The organism is Coxiella-like endosymbiont (assembly GCF_024730665.1).
Lineage (GTDB): Bacteria > Pseudomonadota > Gammaproteobacteria > Coxiellales > Coxiellaceae > Coxiella.
Genome location: NZ_CP084737.1, coordinates 597,999 through 617,182, shown reverse-complemented (window position 1 = coordinate 617,182; position 19,184 = coordinate 597,999). Strand labels below are relative to the sequence as shown.

Sequence of the window (19,184 nt, the reverse complement as noted above, 5' to 3'; positions counted from 1 at the left end):
GGCAGAGTGTTGCGAGAGATAGCAATAGAATTTATGATACTAACTAAAAAGGAGAAAATATGGCTCTTATCACATTACGTCAATTACTCGATCATGCAGCAGAGCATGATTATGGGGTTCCGGCGTTTAATGTTAATAATTTAGAGCAAATGCGCGCAATTATGGAAGCGGCGGATGAGACAAAAAGCCCTGTCATTGTCCAAGCTTCTGCAGGTGCACGACAGTATGCCGGCCCACAATTTATTCGTGCTTTAATCATCGCAGCCACGGAAGAATGGCCTCACATCCCCATTTGCATGCACCAGGATCATGGAGCCTCTCCTGCAGTGTGTCAGCGTTCCATCCAACTCGGCTTTACTTCCGTCATGATGGATGGCTCTTTATTAGAAGACCAAAAAACGCCGTCAGATTACAGATATAATGTGCAGATTACTGCTTTTATGACAAAAATTGCTCATACCTGTGGTGTTTCTGTTGAAGGTGAATTAGGTTGTCTTGGATCTCTAGAGACTTTAAAATCCGGAGAAGAAGATGGCTCTGGCGCTGAAGGTGAGTTATCGAGTGAGCAAATACTCACGGATCCTAAGCAGGCTGTGGATTTTGTGAGTAAAACCCGTGTAGATGCATTGGCTATTGCTATTGGTACTAGCCACGGGGCATATAAATTCTCTCAACCCCCAACGGGTGAAGTGCTGGTTATTGATCGAATCAAAGCGATTCATAAGCGTCTTCCTGATACCCATTTAGTTATGCACGGTTCTTCTTCGGTTCCACAAGAATGGCTGCAAATTATTAATGAGCATGGTGGTAAAATGCCAGAAACGTATGGTGTACCAGTAGAAGAAATCCAGGAGGGCATTCGACACGGGGTACGCAAAGTTAACATCGACACCGATTTACGATTAGGATTTACTGGCGCAATTCGTCGTTACCTTACTAAAAATCCTTCCCAATTTGATCCGCGAAAATATTTAGGCGAAGCGCTCCAAGCAATGAAAGCGATTTGCAGGGCGCGCTATGAAGACTTTGGCACTGCTGGACAAGCAGAAAAAATTAAAATTATCTCTCTGGAAAAGATGGCGTGCCGTTATAAGGTCGGCGAGCTGGATCCACGGATCCAAAATATTTAACCGGTGGGGTTGGTGGTGTATAGGAGAGGAGGTGTCGCTTTCTGAAAGGAAGCTTCCTTTTGAATACGGTAGCTATTTTAGATGTTGTTTCTACGAAAACGTACGCGGAGTAGTTATCGCCACTACCATCCCTGTCTTACACGATCAGCTTATTCAAAAGGACAAAAATTCTCTAAATGCAGATCTTTAAATGTAGAAGTTATAAAACACTGGCCTTGACCTTCGTGCGCTTGTCCAAATCATTTTTCAACTGACTGGAAAAACTGCATCATCAACCCTCGCGTCTATGAAAACGAAATGTATCAAATATTTTTATCGATTCTACCAGATTTTGAGTTACCCTGCTATTTTATGGAGAAGAAATAGGAGCTCAGGTAATTGTACCACGAGGTTCCCGTCAATAATATTTATCCAGCCAATTAATCCCGTCTTTTGGACGTTAATGCAAAAATGGGGAAGCTAATCGATTAATGACTAGTGTTAACTCACGATATGATTCTACGAAATGGTATTTTGGTTTAAGCTGTACGATTGCATGATGCTAATGTGAAAGTAACGTATAGTCCTTTGTAAATTTAAGGGAAGGGTAGCCGTTGGTGTGTGTTATTGGGGTTTTAATCATATTAGCTAAAGAGAATGCAATTCTGACACTTGGTAGGAGACAAGGAACAAGAAAGTGGTTGTGCGGCGGGGAACCGCTTATGTACGGGCCTCGTGATCTCTTGCGAGAATACGCCAACTAACATAGAATGGAAAAAATACTCCAGTATGAAATCATGGATCACCAGTTTAACAGACCTGTGTTCGGCTATATTCAAACCATTAGGTATTTAGTGTATAATGTACTACACTTCTTTCCTTGTGCCATAAAATGTCCATTACTATGACTGAATTTGAGTCACCAGCCTATCAAGAGGCTAAATATCTGACCAGTGCGGCTGAGTTCGAGCAGCTTCCACCGGATGAGGGAGCCGAAATAGCTTTCATTGGGCGGTCGAATGCAGGTAAGTCAAGCGCATTAAATGTGATTACGGGTATAAAAGGGCTAGCTCGTACCAGTAAAACGCCTGGACGTACTCAAATGATTAATTTCCTCGCGCTTAATGAAAGACAACGTCTTGTGGATTTACCTGGATATGGGTATGCCAAGGCTCCGAGGATGGTTCAAGAGCGCTGGGAAGAGCTAGTAGATAGCTATTTAAAGAAGCGTCGTTCTTTGAAAGGACTGGTCGTGGTAATGGATGTTCGTCACCCCTTAAAAGAAAGGGATGCAGATGTCGTCAAATGGGCAGTTGATTACGGTGTTCCTCTTCATATTCTGTTGACTAAATCCGATAAACTCAGCCAAAGTGCAGCGAAGAAAACCATCAACGAACTTGAGGCTGCGCTCACGCCCTATGATGACCATATAACTCTTCAATTATTTTCTTCCTACGATCGTACCGGATTAGATGTAGTGAAAACAGTTTTAAATGAATGGTATCGGCAATAAAAAGATTGTCTTTTGGAAAAGACTTGGATAGAGTTCGTTATGAATCCTTAGACTCAGCTTTCTTTATAGGAGGTGAAGGCCCTGTTTGCGCTGCACTTGCCTAGACCCCCAAAGTAGTCCCTTGGCCTAATCTGCTTGATATTGTGCGTTTTGAATAGCACCGCTGATCTTTTGCTCCATATAATTATAAATGGAATGGGACATGTTTTCACTTTCAAGAAAAACTTACACGAAAAATGAAGCCACCTCGTGGCCGATTCCTAATTGTTGGGATGGGCTTGCCCTTTTATTAGTGCTAGTTGTTATTGTTTTATTAGGCTATGGTGCTGATGCAATGATGGAACGATTTGATGTCGGGCAGATTATTCCTATTTCATTACATCCTATTAAGCTGCCGTACTATGCCTTACGCACTGTCCTGCGCATGCTGATTGCGATGTTTTTTTCGTTGTTATTTACCTTTATTTTTGGTACGTGGGCGGCTAAAAGCCGACAGGCGGAACGTATCATAATTCCTATTCTTGATATTTTGCAATCGGTACCAGTGCTTGGATTTCTTACCATTACAGTAGCCGCTTTTATTGCATTATTTCGCGGTAGTTTGTTAGGTCCTGAATGCGCAGCGCTATTTGCGATTTTTACAGCACAGGCATGGAACATGGCCTTGAGCTTTTATCAAAGTTTGCGGACGATGCCTCATGATTTAAAAGAAGCTGCGACTATGTTGCAGCTATCCGCATGGCAGCGTTTTTGGCGTGTAGAAGTACCATTTTCTATGCCGGGTCTTCTGTGGAATACCATGATGTCCATGTCGGAAAGTTGGATTTTTTAGTAGCTTCCGAAGTGATTACTGTTGCTGGTCATAATATCCTGCTGCCGGGTATTGGTTCTTACATAGGGATGGCTGTTGAGCACGCTAATAAAATAGCAGTGATGTATGCGATCATCACGATGATCATCGTAATCGCCCTGTATGATCAATTGTTATTTCGTCCCCTTGTTGCTTGGGCTGAAAAATTCAGCGCTGAGGCAAGTGTAGGAGAAAGTGAAATCCAATCGTGGGTATTGAATCTCTTTCAGCGTACACGTTTTTTACGTTTTATCGGAAATTATTTTTCTTTTTGGGGAAATGCTATCGTCAATTGCCAATTCTTCCGTTACCGCCCGCCGGGAAAATCGTTTAAATATAGTTACTTGCTACGTCGATTTTTAATGATTAGTTGGAATGTCATTCTGATTTTAACTGTGGTCACTGTTTTGTATCTGCTAATGTGTTTTATTTTAGCTGAGGTACGTTGGTCTGAGGTATTACATGTTTTTTATTTAGGCTTTGTGACAGGATTACGTGTCACCATTTTGCTTATTGTTAGCTCTATTATCTGGGTACCCATCGGTGTGTGGATAGGCTTGCGACCTAAGGTTTCCAGATTTATTCAACCGCTTGCCCAGTTTTTAGCGGCATTTCCAGCTAATTTATTATTTCCCATTGTAGTGATGCTTATTATGCGGTTCGCATTGAACGTCAATATTTGTACATCACCGTTAATGGTTTTAGGCGCGCAATGGTACATTTTGTTTAACGTAATTGCTGGCACTATGGCGTTACCTAAAAATTTACATCATGTTATTGGCACATTAAACGTAAAAGGATGGTTGTGGTGGAAGCGATTTATGTTGCCTGGAATATTTCCTTATTACATTACGGGTGCTATTACGGCATCTGGTGGTGCTTGGAACACGAGCATTATTGCTGAAGCTGTGAGTTGGGGCAGTACTCATTTGCAAGCTACGGGATTGGGTTCGTATATTGCTACTATTTCACGACAAGGGGATTTTCCACGCTTAGCGTTAGCTATTATGGTGATGTCTTTATATGTATTGGTATTTAATCGTAGTGTGTGGCGATCCTTGTATTGTCTAGCAGAACAGCGATTCCAATTAAAATAGAGATTCAGAGGCGGCGATCATGAAAAAAATATTCCCATTATCGAAGTTAGAAATATTTGTAAATCGTTTAAAAAACAAGGTCTGAAAGATCTGCTTGTATTGGATCACATTAATTTTAATATTAACAAAGATGAAATTATTACTATTTTAGGGAAATCGGGTTCTGGAAAATCTACGTTGTTACGTATCATTGCTGGTTTAATTAAACCTTCATCAGGTGTGGTGCTGTATCACAATGAACCTATCATTGCTCCTGTGCCTGGTTTAAGTATGGTATTTCAGCATTTTGCCTTGATGCCGTGGTTAACCGTGTTAGAAAATGTTGAATTAGGCTTAGAGGCAAGAGGTGTTTTACGTGAAGAGCGACGGGCAAGAGCGCTTGAAGCTATTGACATCGTTGGGCTTGATGGTTTTGAATCGGCTTATCCTAAAGAATTATCAGGTGGAATGTCACAACGGGTTGGATTAGCGCGCGCATTAGTAGTCGATCCGGAAGTATTATTAATGGATGAGCCATTTTCTGCATTAGATGTATTAACTGCGGAAAATTTACGGGGTGACTTGATTGATATCTGGCGTTCAGGTAAAACCAATATTAAAAATGTCATCATCGTCACTCATAACATTGAAGAAGCTGCATTTTTGGCTGATCGTATTTTGGTGTTTTCAATTAATCCAGGAACTATTCTAGCAGAAATAAAAGTAGATTTACCGCATTCGCGAAACGATCAAGATCTTGAATTTCGTCATCTCGTTGATAATATTTATGGGCTGATGACAAAACCGGCGGCGGAGGCTATGCCTGAAGCTATCAAATTTAAGATGATCGATGTAGGATGCCGATTACCGCAAGTGCCTATTTCAGAAATGATAGGTTTCATAGAGACGTTGGCCTCTTATGATCAGAAAGCAGTAGATCTTCCTGAATTGACAGAAGAACTGCATTACGAAGTCGATGAATTATTCCCCATCATAGAAGCCCTAGAAATATTGCACTTTGCACATGTCTCAGGTGGTGATATTGAATTGACGCTCATGGGACGTCAGTTGGCTGAGGCTAATATCCTAGAACGTAAAAAAATATTTGCACGGCATTTAATTGATTATGTTCCTTTAGCAAGTCAAATTCGTCTGGAGTTAAATGAAAATCCGAATCATGAAATTTCCGAAGAACATTTTCTGGATAGTTTAAAAAATTATTTGAGTGAGCAGGCAGCAGATGAAGTATTAACTACTGTAATTGATTGGGGTCGTTATGCAGAAATTTTTGCGTATGACTATAATTCCGGGATTCTTAGTTTGGAGAATCCCTAAATAATGGAACTATTCCACAAAAATGATGTAACTTTCTTAATATCTGGTCCAGTTGGAAAATTAGAGGTTATGACCAGTAACCCAGAAAATATGGAAAAATCAATGACAGGCATTATTTGTCATCCGCACCCTTTACATGGCGGTACGATGCACAATAAAGTTGTAACCACAATCGCTAAAGCGTTTTATCAACTAGGCTTAAAAACGGTGCGCTTTAATTTTCGAGGAGTTGGGAAAAGCGAGGGAAAATATGACAATGCTATCGGGGAAACTGATGATTTGAAAACCATCATAAAGTGGGTTCAATATAACTATCCTAGCGATGAAATTTGGCTAGCAGGGTTTTCTTTCGGCGCTTATATTGCCGCTAAGGCAACTAATGCAAATCGCACTATTGCAAGACTTATCACTATTGCTCCAGCTCTTAATCATTCTAACTATGCTGCATTGACTGATATCATCTGTCCTTGGTGGCTTATTGTCGGTAGGCGAGATGAGTTGGTTCCCTTTGTTGACGTTAAAACTTTCGTGGACGATTCTCCTGTTGCGATGAAATGCGTTCCTGTTGAAGAGGCTAACCATTTTTTTGATGGCGTCTTAATTAAATTGAGAGAAATTTTGATTCTAGAGTTAGCGTAGTATGGTGTTGAGCGTAACGAGGGGTAATCGATAAACGAGAATGATTCTCAATTATATTGACACTGCTCACTCGTTCGTAGGATAATGATACTCGAATTTGATTGCATTTTTCAATAAGAGAGGTATTTATTGTGTTAACTCTGTCTGATCTGAGTCCTGGGGAATTTGGCCGAATTTTAGGATTTCGTGGCAGTAGTGATAAGGGATATCGTCAGAAATTGCTGGCGATGGGGTTAACGCCTAATACGCCGTTTGAAGTCATTCGGCGAGCCCCATTAGGAGACCCAATCCAAATTCTGGTACGCGATTTTTATCTCAGTTTGCGGCAACATGAAGTGATGCAATTGGAAATAGCACGGGTGAATAAATGAGTCAGAGTATGACTATTGTTTTAGCAGGGAATCCTAATTGTGGTAAAACGGCTGTTTTCAATGCACTAACTAGAAGTCATCAGCAGGTGGGAAATTGGCCAGGCGTGACGGTAGATAAAAAATATGGCTATTTTCAGCATAGGGGGACTAAAGTTAAAGTTGTTGATCTACCCGGTGTGTATTCTACCAGTATCATTTCTGAGGAAAGTGCTATTGATGAGAAAGTCGCTTGTCAATATTTGTTGTCTGGAGAAGCGGATGTTGTCGTCAATATAATCGATGGCAGTAATCTCGAACGGAATCTTTATCTTACCTTGCAATTGCTGGAAATGGATATTCCTACCATCATAGCTGTTAATATGATGGATATTGTAAAACAAAATGGTTTAGAAATTAATTTAAACCAGTTAAGTAAATTGTTAAATTGTCCGACAGTGAGTTTGATCGCTCGGCAAAACAAAGGTGTTGATTTGCTGAAAGATATGATTGTAATAATAAAAAAAGATATGTTGCCTCAATTTGATTTGCCTTTGCCTGCAGAAATTAAAAAAGCTACTCATTTGCTTTCTAAAATAATAATGACAGGTAGTGCTCCTCGTGCTGCATGGTTAGCACTACGTTTATTAGAGGGTGATTATTTTGCAAAGCAAGCAGTTGGTCAATCGGTTCTAAAAGTAGTTGAATCTGAAATTCAGTCAATCGAAACGAAATTAAACGAGGAGTCTGATATTTTAATCGCCAATGCGCGATATATATTTGTGAATCAAACCGTAAATCAGGTGACGCGATTGACTAAAACACCATGTCAATCTTTGACCCAATGGATTGATCATATTGTATTAAATCGTTTTTTAGGAATCCCGATATTTCTTGGTATTATGTATTTAATGTTCTTATTTGCAATTAATATTGGTGGCGCATTTCAGGGTTTTTTGATATCAGTAGCAACACCATTTTTACCGATGGTTTATCACATCTATTGATGTATTGGCATTGTCCCGTTTGGTTGACGGTGATTTTAGCTAATGGTATTGGAAAAGGAATTAACACCACGATTACTTTTACGCCAGTCGTTGGAGGCATGTTTTTGTTCCTCGCATTTTTGGAAGATAGTGGTTATATGGCACGTGCGGCTTTTGTGATGGATCGATTTATGCGTGCGTTAGGTTTACCTGGGAAATCACTCGTGCCGATGATTGTAGGTTTTGGGTGCAATGTGCCGGCTGTAATGGTTGCGCGCACCTTAGAGAATTGGCGTGATCGGGTGTTAACAGTCGTAATGATGCCGTTCATGTCGTGCGGGGCGCGATTGGCTATTTTCGCTGTCTTTGCTAGCGCTTTTTTCCGAGGGATGGAGCGATTATTATTTTCTGTCTTTATTTAATAGGTATTTTGGTCGCTGTGTTATCTGGGTTGGTTTTAAGAAAAACTGTTTTCCTTGGAAAACCTGCGCCATTAATTATGGAATTACCACCTTATCATATACCGCGTGTTGGTTCTTTATGGCGGTATATGTGGCAGCGATTAAAAAACTTTTTATTTCGGGCAGGCCGTTACATTATTCCCATTTGTGTCATCATTGGTATTTTAAATTCAGTTACAATGAGAGGGAAATTAGTGCAAGACCCTGATCAACAATCGCTATTATCTGCCGCGGGTCAGATAGTAACTCCGTTACTTTCACCGATAGGAATAAAACAGGAAAATTGGCCTGCCACTGTTGGATTAATGACCGGTATTTTAGCAAAAGAAGTGGTGGTCGGAACATTGAATAGCTTATACAGCGAACACGATTGTTTAACCCAACAATCCGCCACTTCGCAATTTAATTTTTTGTGTGGATTGACTGATGCTGTTAAGTCGATACCTGAAAATTTGAGCAGATTAGGTGATGCGTTTAAAAATCCTATTACGGCAAATAGAACTTCACATGAAATGAATAAAACAGCTTGTGGGGTTATGTATCAACAATTCGGTGGCCATGTCGCTGCGGTATTTGCCTATTTATTATTTATTTTATTATATTTTCCCTGTGTATCGACAATGGCTGCGATGCGACGTGAAGTAGGCAAACAATGGGCGTTGTTTTCAGTATTGTGGAATACCGGTTTGGCCTATGTATTGGCTGTTATTTGTTATCAATTGCTTACAGTAGCCCATCATCTATGGGTAATATTATGTTCGAATGCGCTGTTATTGATGGTGTTAGCTATAGCGGTCGTATTGGTTACGACCTTATGCTTCTCGCGCACTAATGGAGAAATAAAGTGCCAGCACCTTGTAGAAAAAAGAATCACCCCTAATTATCTTTCTTTTGAAGAATAAAGGTTTTTTGAGGTTTGAATGTTGTTATCAATCAAAAAATTTTTAAGAGAACAAAAGTCGGCTAATTTGCAAGAATTGTCGTTCTACTTTTGCAAACATCCTGACACTATGCGCTGTTTATTAGCACATTGGATTCGTAAAGGGAAAATACGCTATATGGTGGTTAAACCCAAGAAGAGTTGCGGTACAAAATGCCAATCTTGTCAACCACAGTTTGCTGAAGTGTATCAGTGGGTGGAATAAATTACTTATCCTACAAGAGTGGTAATGTATACAAAATAGAGTCTTGATATGTTTTCAATTTTGTGGCTAATAGCTAATACATTAAGAACCTCTGTTGCAGCAGGGGTGGATTAATTTTGAAAGTTATTATTTTTTTAGTGAAAGGACTAATGCCGTGGAGTGATTTTGTTTTATATTAATGGGTTAGATAAGCTTGGTATAGTGAGTGCACCGACCCCCACATTATTTGTGGGGGCGGCAGTGCATTTAGCTAGAGCTGACTGATACAGGTAGTTTAGAGCGCTTTCAATTGTGTTATTGTATTAAGCGTATCGAAGACTCAGGTGTTCCCCCTATTAAATAACCCGTTTTCTTTTTATAATTTAGTACCGTTTAGCGATCAAGGTCAGATTTTAATGTTCAATAGGATGGAAATGGCCTGACAGTCACCATTGCGATGTAATGCGTTCTATGTATTAAATATGGTGATGATGTCGGGTTTACTTAACGGAATAAGAGCTTCAGGATTTGAATTTATTTCAGAAAAAATTGGTAAATCGCAAAGTCCCTAAATCTGAGAGGTTATTGATTCATTCGTTAAAGCTGATTAAAAGAACGAGACAATCATTGGCATGCTTTATCAAGATGCTCTAAAAGTCTATATGCGGTTATTTATAACTGACAGCTTTTAAAGATCTCGTGACTTCTTTCCTGCTCTTCCCGCAGCTACAGAGTGGTTAATTATGACTTTTTGTAAGGCGTCGCGTCTGTTTTCTACCTGTTTTGTCACTAAACATCCCCTCTTATTTTCTTTGTCAAATACTATAACAGTAACCACTTTAGGAAATAGCATATTCCAAAAAATTATATCGTTAAGGATGCGTGGTACCTTGCATTTTATACGGATATACTGTACATTGGACTCTGTCCTTCATGTTGTATTTCATACAGTTTGGGAGTTTTGGTCTATGGCAACTTACATGGCTAATGTGAACACAGTAAACTCTCGATGGTTATTGGTTAATGCTGAAGGTAAAACATTAGGGCGACTTGCCAGTCCAATCGCAACGATTTTGCGGGGAAAGCATAAAGTAGAGTATACTCCTCATGTAGATAGTGGAGATTTTGTGGTTGTTATCAATGTTGACAAACTGGTTGTCACCGGTAATAAAGCCGAAAGTAAGCAATATTACCACCATTCCGGTTATCCAGGTGGCTTAAAGACTACTAATTTCGCTAATTTACAGGATAAAAAACCAGAGCGTTTATTAGAATTAGCAGTTAAGGGTATGCTGCCTAAAGGGCCCTTGGGTCGTCAAATATATCGCAAGCTAAAGATCTATTCAGGAAATGAACACCCACATAAAGCACAGCAGCCAAGATTGATTAAATTGTGAGCGAGTTTTAAGACAATATGGTACAACAACAAGCGGCAAAAAAGCAAAATTTGGTCACAGGCCGCCGTAAGACTGCCTCTGCTCGGGTTTTTTAAGATCAGGTACTGGGAAAATTATCATTAACGGAAGACCGTTGGATAAGTATTTTGGTCGGGAAACAGCTCGCATGATTGTGTGTCAACCATTGTTTAAGCTAGGTGTTAATTCCAGATTTGACGTGTATGCGACTGTTGAAGGCGGCGGGGATAGCGGACAGGCAGGCGCTGTTCGTCATGGGATTACTCGTGCCTTAATGGATTACGATAAAAAAGAAGACCGAGAAGGGGCTTCTTGGCGTAGCGTGTTACGAAAAGCAGGATTTGTTACTCGTGATCCACGAATGGTTGAGCGTAAGAAGGTAGGCCTTCACAAGGCACGAAAGGGCACTCAGTATTCCAAACGATAAAATATAGAAATTTTCTTTTCCGTTTATATCGAAAAAATAGGAATATATGTTAAAGCGCTCCATTATGACTTTATATTCAGGTCCGTTGGATGTTTACAGTCACCAAGTTCGCATCGTATTGGCGGAAAAGGGTGTCCATGTGGATATACTGAATGTCGATGTCAATCATCCTAGTAGAGAACTAGTGGAGCTCAATCCTTACGATACTTTACCGACTCTAGTGGATCGTGAGTTAGTTTTATTTAATCCACATGTCATCATGGAATATTTAGATGAGCGCTTCCCTCATCCGCCACTTTTACAAGTCTATCCGGTTGCTCGTGCTGCATGTCGTCTGTTAATGTATCGCATTGAAAGAGATTTGTACTATCAAATGAAAGCTATTGAAAACGGAACTCCAAAGCAAGTAGAAATAAAGCGCGATGCGCTAAAGAAAGATCTGATTGCGATGGATCCTATCTTTGCAGAAAAACCCTATTTCATGAGCGATGACTTCACTTTAGTCGATTGCGTGATGACACCTTTATTATGGCGATTGCCGCATTTGGGTGTGAATTTGTCGCGCACTTCTGCAAAAGCGATTTTCAATTATAAAAAACGTCTCTTTGAACGAGAATCTTTCCAGGCAAGTTTAAGCGAAGCGGAACGTGAACTCAGAGAAATATATGATTCCTAGTCGCCCTTATTTATTAAGGGCAATCTATGAATGGCTTATTGACAATCAATTCACTCCTTACGTCATGGTAGACGCCATGGTACCTGATGTTGAAGTGCCAGAGCGCTTTATTGAAGATGGCAAAATCGTGTTGAATATTGAACCGCAAGCGGCAGGGCGTTTACGTATGGGAAATGATGCCATTGAATTTGATGCCCGTTTCTCTGGAATAGCTCATCATATTTTTATTCCCGTGCTCGCTGTCAAAGCAATTTACGCTTTTGAAAATGGGAGAGGAATGGTTTTCAATGATGAAGAAATGGATGGAGGTGGCGATGGGGAAGTCCGCCATCGCCGACGACTGGCGGTACACTAGTTAGGAAAGGTAGGCCGACTTTGAAAATCGTGAAATAGGCCGCTGAAGGGAATTGTTGTATACTAATTCTTATGAATTTCTCAAACATCGCTCATTTCATTTCAGTTATTATTTTACCGCTTTTATTCGCTATTACCTTGCATGAAGCCGCTCACGGTTGGGTAGCAAATAAATTGGGGGATAAAACAACTCTGACGATGGAACGCGTCACACTGAATCCTATTAAGCATATTGATCCTTTTGGTACTTTGATTTTACCGATCTTAATGTTGGTTCTTAGTAAGTTTACATTTGCCTTTGGCTGGGCAAAACCTGTCCCCGTCACGTGGCAAAATTTAAGAAATCCTCGTCGCGACATGGCATTAGTCGCTCTAGTCGGACCGTTGGCTAATTTTTTTATGGTACTGTTATGGGCTACAGTGGCGAAATTAAGTCTTCTTTTTGGTGCAAATGTGGGTAATCCCATTAGTCAGGATATTGTCACTTTTTTCTACAATGCAGGACTCTTTGGGGTATTGATCAATATAGTCTTGATAATACTTAATTTAATTCCAATTCCTCCGCTAGATGGCAGTCGAGTGATTTCAGCAATTTTACCGCGACAAGCCGCTTATAATTATTCTAAAATAGAACCATATGGAATTTGGATTTTGTTAGGACTATTGGTTTTTGGTTTATTGGGTCGTATTCTTTTACCATTAGCGTTGCATTTGAGTCAATTTATTTATTCAATTTTTGGGTTATGAATAATTTTCTAAACGAATTCCAATGAAAGATAATTTTTATTTGTATTCAAACACTTTAATAACTTTTGTCACACCAGAAATTTGTCGAGCTACATCGGCTGCCATAGACGCCTGTTTAGGAGTGACAATTCCCATTAAATAAACAGCATTATTTTGTGTTATCACTTTAAGATTGGAAGAACGCAAGCCGTACTTGCCTAACATGAGAGTACGAACTTTGGTAGTGATCCAAAAATCATTTGCCTGTCGTATAGCTGAAGCTGGAGTACCAATGCTAATCTCGTTATAAATTCGTCGAATATTTGGAATTTTTGAAACGATCTGATAAGCACAGTTACGCATTTCTGGTGTTCCTACCTGTCCTAAGAGCAAGGCAATATTGTTAAATACAGAAATAGAAATATGAGATTTACCCTTCAGAAGAGAATTACTAGACAGTCGGTATTGAGCCATAGAGCGAGCATTGTGATCCTGATTCATCGTTTGATAACTACGCTGATCATAAACCACTGCCCCTCCTAACGCTGCACCGGCAGCACCTATTACAAGTATGGCAGGCACGCAACCTACTAAAGGAAAAATAAGTAAAATTAAGAACAATAATTTCTTCACGATTATTCCTCAGATTCAAATAACTGTCGATCAATAATATCGCAGAGACAGTGAATAATAAGCAAGTGGGTTTCTTGAATGCGCGGGGTTGATTCGGCAGGAACACGAATTTCAATATCGTTACCGCTTAACAACGTCGCAATTTCTCCACCATCGTGGCCTGTTAATGCGATTATATCCATTTTTCGTTGATGAGCAGCTCCTATTGCCTGGAGAATATTTTTTGAACGACCACTCGTGCTAATAGCTAATAATATATCACCACCAGATCCCAATGCTTTAATTTGTTTTGAAAAAATTTCGGTGAAACTGTAATCGTTGGCGATGGAAGTAACGGTAGATGAATCAGTAGTGAGTGAAATGGCTGGTAAGCTGGGTCGTTCCGACTCGAAACGATTAAGCATTTCCGACGAAAAATGCTGAGCGTCTGCAGCCGACCCCCCATTACCACAACTGAGTATTTTATGACGCTTAAGCAAACACTGAACTATCAATTCTCCTGCTTGAGCAATGTGATTAACGAGAGCATCAGACACAGCAATTTTAGTTTGAATACTTTCATTAAAGTTATTTTTAATGTGTTGGAATAAATCCATGAAGCACCTCCCCTACGGGAAAAGTTAATATTCTACTGCAATCACATTTTTAATCCAGGTAGTAGACGAGCTTTTAGTGATCTCAAATAATATTAACAAAATAAAACCGACAAGGAATTTATCGATGAGATGACGTTTTTTAAGGCAATAAAAGGGTTTTTGTTGGTCGGGTGGTGTACACAGTAGATATTGTTATGAGTCGATGCATAGAATGAGCAAGGTGGCCAATAGTAAACTTTAATAAAATAGTGAGTCGATGAAAAACATATTAAATCTATTTCTCTACATTTGGAGCGAAAATTTTTTATGGTAAGGACAGTCCTTCCTATCGTTGTAAATAGAAAATAGTGCACGCTTTTTTGCCTTAAAAGCAATTCTCTGTCTTAAATGATAAAATGCCAACTGTGGGATAAGTTGGCATTTTATCATACCGTGAATTAGAGTAATTTCAGTTAACCGTTAATTATTCGCCCCAATTAATTGACGATGGATATATTGATTGATCAGGTAATAATGTAAGGTGCCTATGGCGCCTTGGAAGAAGTTATAGTAGGAAGTGAATAATTTGTCTAGCTGGAGAATGAGATTAAATGCATCGATCCCAGCACATACAGTCGTGAAATCTATCTAGAATTCTATCTAATAAGAGATTAGCCATAAATTTTGAACACGATCGAGTTTGCTGAAAGTTTTCTGATAAAAACGTTCTGAGTGATAAAACCAGAGAGTATCGTCAGAAAATTACTCCATCGATGTCATTATTTTCTTCTGTCTCAGGTGAATCAATTGAAGAAGTAGCATAAGAGAATATATCCCGTCATGAAAATCGAAGTAAAGGCGCGATTTTAGCTTGAATAACGTTAAGCAATAAGAAAAATTTTGTCAAAATCCCACGTCGATTCGGGAGAGCGCAAGCTTTTCATGAAGCAATTCCCTAATTTTTCGCGTATGTTGCTCAGCCTTATCGATATTTAAGAGATATCTGATCGTACTATTTAAATTGGTGTTGTTTTGATAGCTACCACCCCCCATAGCGATTACTATAGTTTCTCTCCAGGAGAGTCGGGGCAGCGGTAGGGGCGATCATAAATGCATAAACAATGCGATTGAGTTTATTAGTGTAACTAAATGATTTTTAGCAAGTAGACCAACAATAAAGCTGGTGCTCAATAGATTGCTGGTAAATGGTGTGGATATCTTTTCCGTTAGTATTTAATACCATTATGGTAGAAATAGGGCCTGATTGTTTACTTGATAATTAATAATTAGACAGTAAAATCCGTTTTTTATTGCATTGGCTTGGTTGTAAGCGGCCTTCTAGAAGCAGAAGAAAAGCAATTTTTGATTGGCCTCTAGTTGCTAGATTTTCAAAGGCATCGAAAACTTGATTATTGAGTGTACTTGTGGATTTTGTACATCCTATTATACTTGCCGGGCGATTAAGAATATATCGCGCTGGCAGTTTTAATATTTTGCTACATGGTCGGGTTTAACCTAGCTTAGTTGGGGCATCAAGGATAATATGGAAGATTGTTATTTATACATTCTTGCAACACCTATCGGCAATCGCGATGACATAACTTTACGTGCGATTGAGATTCTTCAGACAGTGGATTTCATTGTAGCAGAAGATACACGTCACAGTAAAAAGTTAATGGATTATTATGGGATAAAGACGCCATTGCTTTCTTTGCATAAGCATAATGAAGCAGCTCGAGCGACCATTTTATGTAAAAAATTAAAACAGGGGCTTAACATTGCGCTTATTTCAGATGCGGGGACACCGCTGATCAGTGATCCTGGTTGTCGGCTCATTGCGAGAGTCCGTGAAGCAGGTATTCGGGTCATACCTGTTCCTGGGGCTTGTGCAGCCATTGCTGCGCTTGTGTCATCAGGATTGCCAACGGATCGATTTGTTTTCGAAGGATTTATTCCTTCTAAAGGAAAAGTGCGGCGGAAAAAAATAGCGGAATTAAAAAATGAATCGCGCACGATGATTTTTTACGAATCAGTTCATCGTATTGTGAATCTCATTGATTTATTAAATGAACAATTTGGTCCACATCGGCGAGCAACTATTGCGCGGGAATTAACAAAAACATTTGAAACTATTTACACTGCCCTATTGTCGGAATTGAAAGAATGGATTATTCAGAATCCTGACCAACAAAAAGGAGAATTCGTGATTATTGTGGAAGGCACTACTGAAAAAATCACAGAAATAAACGAGGAAAATCAGCGACTGTTGACAGTGTTGCTTGAAGAATTGCCGTTAAAAAAAGTAGTCGCTTTAGCGACAAAAATTACTTTGCTTCCCAGAAAAAAACTTTATTCATCAGGGTTGAGCATTCAGCAATCGCGTCAGCGTCTACGTTATTAATTTCACGGATTGGATATAAAGTACGATTGTTGTTAACTCGTTCACGCAAATCCTTACCAGGTTTGAAGTGTGGTGTGTATTTTGCTTCAGTATAAACACGTTCACCGGTCTTTGGGTTGTGCGCTTTGCGCGGGGGGCGATAATGGAGAGAAAAGCTCCCGAAACCCCGAATTTCGATGCGCTCACCTTGACCTAGTGTAATGCTCATACACTCTAATATACGGTTAATGCTTAATTCGACATCTTTTGATGATAAGGTTTTTTGTTGTGCTGTGATTCGATTGATGAGTTCTGACTTTACCATACTGTCGCCCTATCATGTTTAATGTTTGTTGATTGTAAAAGTGATCATTATACAACAGTTTTTTAGAGTTTCTAACTCCCAATCCTTGTTTTATTTCTGTCATCTTCTTCCTATCCCATCGAGTTAACCCGCGCGATGGGCGGTCCGCCGGCTGAGCTGCTTAAATCAGGAATTGATCAATAGAGATAGGAACTCTTTTTCCTGTCTTTGGGAGCAGTTCGTTATCTAGCCATACCTGTTGATTACACAAAGTGAGGCGACCTGCGGCGAACCAAGACAGAACTTGGGGATAGAGGATATGTTCGAGAATATGGATACGTTGGCTAAGGGTTTTTGGGGTGTCTTTTTTTGTGACGAAAAGACTGGCTTGGCAAATGAGTGGCCCTCTGTCAAGGTCTTTGGTGACGTAATGGATGCTTACGCCATGTTCCAGATCGCCTGTTGCTAACACGCGTTCGTGTGTGTTAAGACCAGTATATTTGGGAAGCAAAGAGGGATGGATATTAATCATTCGCCCTTGATAATGGGCAACGAGATCTTCACCCAGTTTACGCATGAAGCCATCAAGAACGACTAGCCCAGGATGATAATGATCGATCATTTTTTGAAGGGTAGTTTCAAACTCTGTACGTGAGGGATAATCACCGTGTGGGATAGTGTTGGTAGGAATTCCTACTTTTTAGCCCATTCTATACCATAAGCGTCTTTGCGGTTGCTAATGACGGCGCGGATCTCTGCTGCTAAGCCTGTTCTGATAGCTTTGATAATCGCCTTCAGGTTGCTGCCATTTCCAGAGATGAGAACAAGAATGGGAAGATTAGTTTTCATGAAAGCATTACAACATGAGGATGTTGATGAGAAGAGAATTGAATTTCTCCGATAGCCCAAGCCTTTTCGCCAAAGGCACTCAATAATTCTAGCGTTTTATCGCTTTCATTTTTATTAACACACAAAACTAATCCTACACCTATGTTAAACGTGCGCCACATTTCTTCGGTAGACACCCGGCTTTGTTTTTGCAACCATCGGAAAATGAGGGGCCATTCCCAGCTTTGGGTCTGGATGGCAGCTTGGGTGTGTGGAGGAAGGACTCGATGTATGTTCCTTACCAATCCACCGCCGGTGATGTGAGCTATGGCATGAATATTGACTTCAGCTAGAAGCCGATTAAGAGCGTTGACATAAATTCGGGTCGGCGTCAGCAGTATATCGCCTAATGTGGCATTTTCGAAGGACTGAGTGAGTGGAACTTTTGTGTGAGCAATGATTTTTCGAATCAATGAATAGCCGCTGGAATGCGGGCCAGAAGAAGCCAGCGCGATCAAAACATCACCTACTTTGATCTGACTCCCGTCAATTATCTTTTCTTTTTCAACAATACCAACACAAAATCCGGCTAGGTCGTAATCGCCCTGTTCGTAAAGCCCAGGCATCTCAGCAGTTTCTCCACCAATCAGCGAAATTTTCGCTATTACACAGCCTTTCCCGATCCCAGTGAGAATTTTGCTAGCCTGTTCGTTGTTTAGATAGCCTGTCGCATAATAATCGAGAAAAAAAGAGGCTCTGCACCTGTGGCTATGACGTCATTCACGCACATGGCGACGAGATCGATACCAATGGTATTATGGCGATTAAGCTCGATGGCGAGTTTTAATTTTGTTCCGACACCATCTGTTCCTGAGACAAGCACTGGCTGGCGGTATCCGCTAGGCAACTCAAACAAGCCTCCAAAACCGCCAATTCTGCCTAAAGAGCCTGTACGATTAGTTCGTTTAGCGATATGTTTTATTGTATTCACTAAGGTATTCGCCTTGTCAATATCGACACCAGCATCGCGATAAGAGATCGGTTTTTTAACAGAGCCTATCATAACGATGATATTATAGGGGAGGAGAATAAAATATAGAAGACAAATAAAAAGCAGAAGTGTGTATATTTTTAAAAAGTAGACGAACGCAGCCGAAGTTTGACTATGAGAATGTATTACCAATGACGATAATCCGAAAAATAGTGATCTTCTTATATGGCTTATCCTTGGCTGATAATGGTGACTGTTGAAATACGAGATATAAATACAGATAAATGTCCAGATTAATCACCAATTGATTTTTAGAAAGGTATTGTCTCAGGCATTCGGCAAGGCGCTGATACGAGCGAGTGGAAACGCAGTCATATAACATTGCCCACGATTCAAAAAGCTTATCTATAAGCTTAGTAATTATGTTAAAAAATA

Annotated in this window: 18 protein-coding genes and 4 pseudogenes; 16 read left to right on the top strand and 6 right to left on the bottom strand. The window is 40.0% G+C overall.

Annotated elements, in window-relative coordinates:
• Positions 1-59: 59 nt before the first annotated feature.
• The 15 genes and pseudogenes from fba (at position 60) to LG660_RS02605 (ending at position 13,059) form a co-directional block, all read left to right on the top strand.
• On the top strand, positions 60-1,130 hold the full coding sequence (fba, locus tag LG660_RS02665) for a class II fructose-bisphosphate aldolase (protein ID WP_258267194.1): 1,071 nt from the start codon (positions 60-62) through the stop codon (positions 1,128-1,130).
• Positions 1,131-2,013: 883 nt separating this feature from the next.
• Positions 2,014-2,622, top strand: coding sequence for a ribosome biogenesis GTP-binding protein YihA/YsxC (gene yihA / locus LG660_RS02660; RefSeq protein ID WP_258267193.1), 609 nt, complete (start codon positions 2,014-2,016; stop codon positions 2,620-2,622).
• A 202-nt stretch (positions 2,623-2,824) separates the two neighbouring features.
• Positions 2,825-4,569, top strand: a pseudogene (locus LG660_RS02655) (ABC transporter permease).
• Positions 4,570-4,599: 30 nt separating this feature from the next.
• Positions 4,600-5,883, top strand: a complete 1,284-nt coding sequence (locus tag LG660_RS02650) for an ABC transporter ATP-binding protein (RefSeq protein ID WP_258267726.1) — start codon at positions 4,600-4,602, stop codon at positions 5,881-5,883.
• Positions 5,884-5,952: 69 nt separating this feature from the next.
• On the top strand, positions 5,953-6,522 hold the full coding sequence (locus LG660_RS02645) for an alpha/beta hydrolase (protein WP_309137046.1): 570 nt from the start codon (positions 5,953-5,955) through the stop codon (positions 6,520-6,522).
• Positions 6,523-6,653: 131 nt separating this feature from the next.
• Entirely contained in the window at positions 6,654-6,893 is a 240-nt protein-coding gene (locus tag LG660_RS02640; protein ID WP_258267191.1) for a FeoA family protein, read from the top strand.
• Positions 6,890-7,876: a FeoB small GTPase domain-containing protein gene (locus LG660_RS04430; protein ID WP_373566683.1), complete on the top strand. Its 987-nt coding sequence runs from the start codon at positions 6,890-6,892 to the stop codon at positions 7,874-7,876. The genes LG660_RS02640 and LG660_RS04430 overlap by 4 nt, the downstream gene beginning before the upstream one ends.
• The gene (locus LG660_RS04425) at positions 7,876-8,277 is read left to right on the top strand and encodes a nucleoside recognition domain-containing protein (protein WP_373566682.1); all 402 of its coding nucleotides are present in this window, start codon (positions 7,876-7,878) and stop codon (positions 8,275-8,277) included. Before LG660_RS04430 ends, LG660_RS04425 begins: the two co-directional genes overlap by 1 nt.
• A gap of 17 nt (positions 8,278-8,294) precedes the next feature.
• A complete protein-coding gene (locus LG660_RS04420; protein ID WP_373566706.1) occupies positions 8,295-9,218 on the top strand; it encodes a nucleoside recognition domain-containing protein in 924 nt (307 codons plus the stop codon).
• 18 nt (positions 9,219-9,236) lie between these two features.
• Positions 9,237-9,461, top strand: coding sequence for a FeoC-like transcriptional regulator (locus LG660_RS02630; RefSeq protein WP_258267190.1), 225 nt, complete (start codon positions 9,237-9,239; stop codon positions 9,459-9,461).
• A gap of 947 nt (positions 9,462-10,408) precedes the next feature.
• A complete protein-coding gene (gene rplM, locus LG660_RS02625) occupies positions 10,409-10,837 on the top strand; it encodes a 50S ribosomal protein L13 (protein ID WP_258267189.1) in 429 nt (142 codons plus the stop codon).
• A 17-nt stretch (positions 10,838-10,854) separates the two neighbouring features.
• Positions 10,855-11,282, top strand: a pseudogene (gene rpsI, locus LG660_RS02620) (30S ribosomal protein S9).
• A 46-nt stretch (positions 11,283-11,328) separates the two neighbouring features.
• Positions 11,329-11,958 (top strand): glutathione S-transferase N-terminal domain-containing protein, encoded by a 630-nt coding sequence (locus LG660_RS02615; RefSeq protein WP_373566681.1) that lies wholly within the window; start codon positions 11,329-11,331, stop codon positions 11,956-11,958.
• A pseudogene (locus LG660_RS02610) lies at positions 11,948-12,351 on the top strand (ClpXP protease specificity-enhancing factor). The gene LG660_RS02615 and the pseudogene LG660_RS02610 overlap by 11 nt, the downstream one beginning before the upstream one ends.
• A 33-nt stretch (positions 12,352-12,384) precedes the next feature.
• Positions 12,385-13,059 carry a site-2 protease family protein gene (locus LG660_RS02605; RefSeq protein WP_258267188.1) on the top strand — a complete coding sequence of 225 codons (675 nt, stop codon included), beginning with the start codon at positions 12,385-12,387 and terminating at the stop codon, positions 13,057-13,059.
• Positions 13,060-13,095: 36 nt separating this feature from the next.
• On the opposite strand, the gene LG660_RS02600 is transcribed toward LG660_RS02605, so the two are convergent.
• Positions 13,096-13,671, bottom strand: a complete 576-nt coding sequence (locus tag LG660_RS02600) for a BON domain-containing protein (protein WP_258267187.1) — start codon at positions 13,669-13,671, stop codon at positions 13,096-13,098.
• A 2-nt stretch (positions 13,672-13,673) separates the two neighbouring features.
• Positions 13,674-14,267: a phosphoheptose isomerase gene (locus tag LG660_RS02595; RefSeq protein ID WP_258267186.1), complete on the bottom strand. Its 594-nt coding sequence runs from the start codon at positions 14,265-14,267 to the stop codon at positions 13,674-13,676.
• A gap of 1,522 nt (positions 14,268-15,789) precedes the next feature.
• On the opposite strand from LG660_RS02595, the gene rsmI reads away from it, so the two are divergent.
• Positions 15,790-16,647 carry a 16S rRNA (cytidine(1402)-2'-O)-methyltransferase gene (gene rsmI, locus LG660_RS02590; protein WP_258267185.1) on the top strand — a complete coding sequence of 286 codons (858 nt, stop codon included), beginning with the start codon at positions 15,790-15,792 and terminating at the stop codon, positions 16,645-16,647.
• Here the strand turns inward: rsmI and LG660_RS02585 are convergent.
• The 4 genes and pseudogenes from LG660_RS02585 to purM form a co-directional block, all read right to left on the bottom strand.
• A complete protein-coding gene (locus LG660_RS02585) occupies positions 16,571-16,951 on the bottom strand; it encodes an integration host factor subunit beta (protein ID WP_258267184.1) in 381 nt (126 codons plus the stop codon). The genes rsmI and LG660_RS02585 overlap by 77 nt on opposite strands.
• 160 nt (positions 16,952-17,111) lie before the next feature.
• Positions 17,112-17,606, bottom strand: a complete 495-nt coding sequence (purN, locus tag LG660_RS02580; protein WP_258267725.1) for a phosphoribosylglycinamide formyltransferase — start codon at positions 17,604-17,606, stop codon at positions 17,112-17,114.
• Between the two features lie 17 nt (positions 17,607-17,623).
• Positions 17,624-17,779, bottom strand: coding sequence for a formyltransferase family protein (locus tag LG660_RS02575; protein WP_258267183.1), 156 nt, complete (start codon positions 17,777-17,779; stop codon positions 17,624-17,626).
• Positions 17,776-18,821, bottom strand: a pseudogene (gene purM, locus LG660_RS02570) (phosphoribosylformylglycinamidine cyclo-ligase). Before purM ends, LG660_RS02575 begins: the two are co-directional and overlap by 4 nt.
• Positions 18,822-19,184: the final 363 nt, after the last annotated feature.

Coding starts and splice junctions, on each gene's coding strand:
- fba (WP_258267194.1), top strand. CDS start 60: ATGGCTCTTATCACATTACGTCAATTACTCGATCATGCAGCAGAGCAT.
- yihA (WP_258267193.1), top strand. CDS start 2,014: ATGACTGAATTTGAGTCACCAGCCTATCAAGAGGCTAAATATCTGACC.
- LG660_RS02645 (WP_309137046.1), top strand. CDS start 5,953: ATGACCAGTAACCCAGAAAATATGGAAAAATCAATGACAGGCATTATT.
- LG660_RS04430 (WP_373566683.1), top strand. CDS start 6,890: ATGAGTCAGAGTATGACTATTGTTTTAGCAGGGAATCCTAATTGTGGT.
- LG660_RS04425 (WP_373566682.1), top strand. CDS start 7,876: ATGTATTGGCATTGTCCCGTTTGGTTGACGGTGATTTTAGCTAATGGT.
- LG660_RS02630 (WP_258267190.1), top strand. CDS start 9,237: ATGTTGTTATCAATCAAAAAATTTTTAAGAGAACAAAAGTCGGCTAAT.
- rplM (WP_258267189.1), top strand. CDS start 10,409: ATGGCAACTTACATGGCTAATGTGAACACAGTAAACTCTCGATGGTTA.
- LG660_RS02615 (WP_373566681.1), top strand. CDS start 11,329: ATGTTAAAGCGCTCCATTATGACTTTATATTCAGGTCCGTTGGATGTT.
- LG660_RS02605 (WP_258267188.1), top strand. CDS start 12,385: ATGAATTTCTCAAACATCGCTCATTTCATTTCAGTTATTATTTTACCG.
- LG660_RS02595 (WP_258267186.1), bottom strand. CDS start 14,267: ATGGATTTATTCCAACACATTAAAAATAACTTTAATGAAAGTATTCAA.
- rsmI (WP_258267185.1), top strand. CDS start 15,790: ATGGAAGATTGTTATTTATACATTCTTGCAACACCTATCGGCAATCGC.
- LG660_RS02585 (WP_258267184.1), bottom strand. CDS start 16,951: ATGGTAAAGTCAGAACTCATCAATCGAATCACAGCACAACAAAAAACC.
- LG660_RS02575 (WP_258267183.1), bottom strand. CDS start 17,779: ATGAAAACTAATCTTCCCATTCTTGTTCTCATCTCTGGAAATGGCAGC.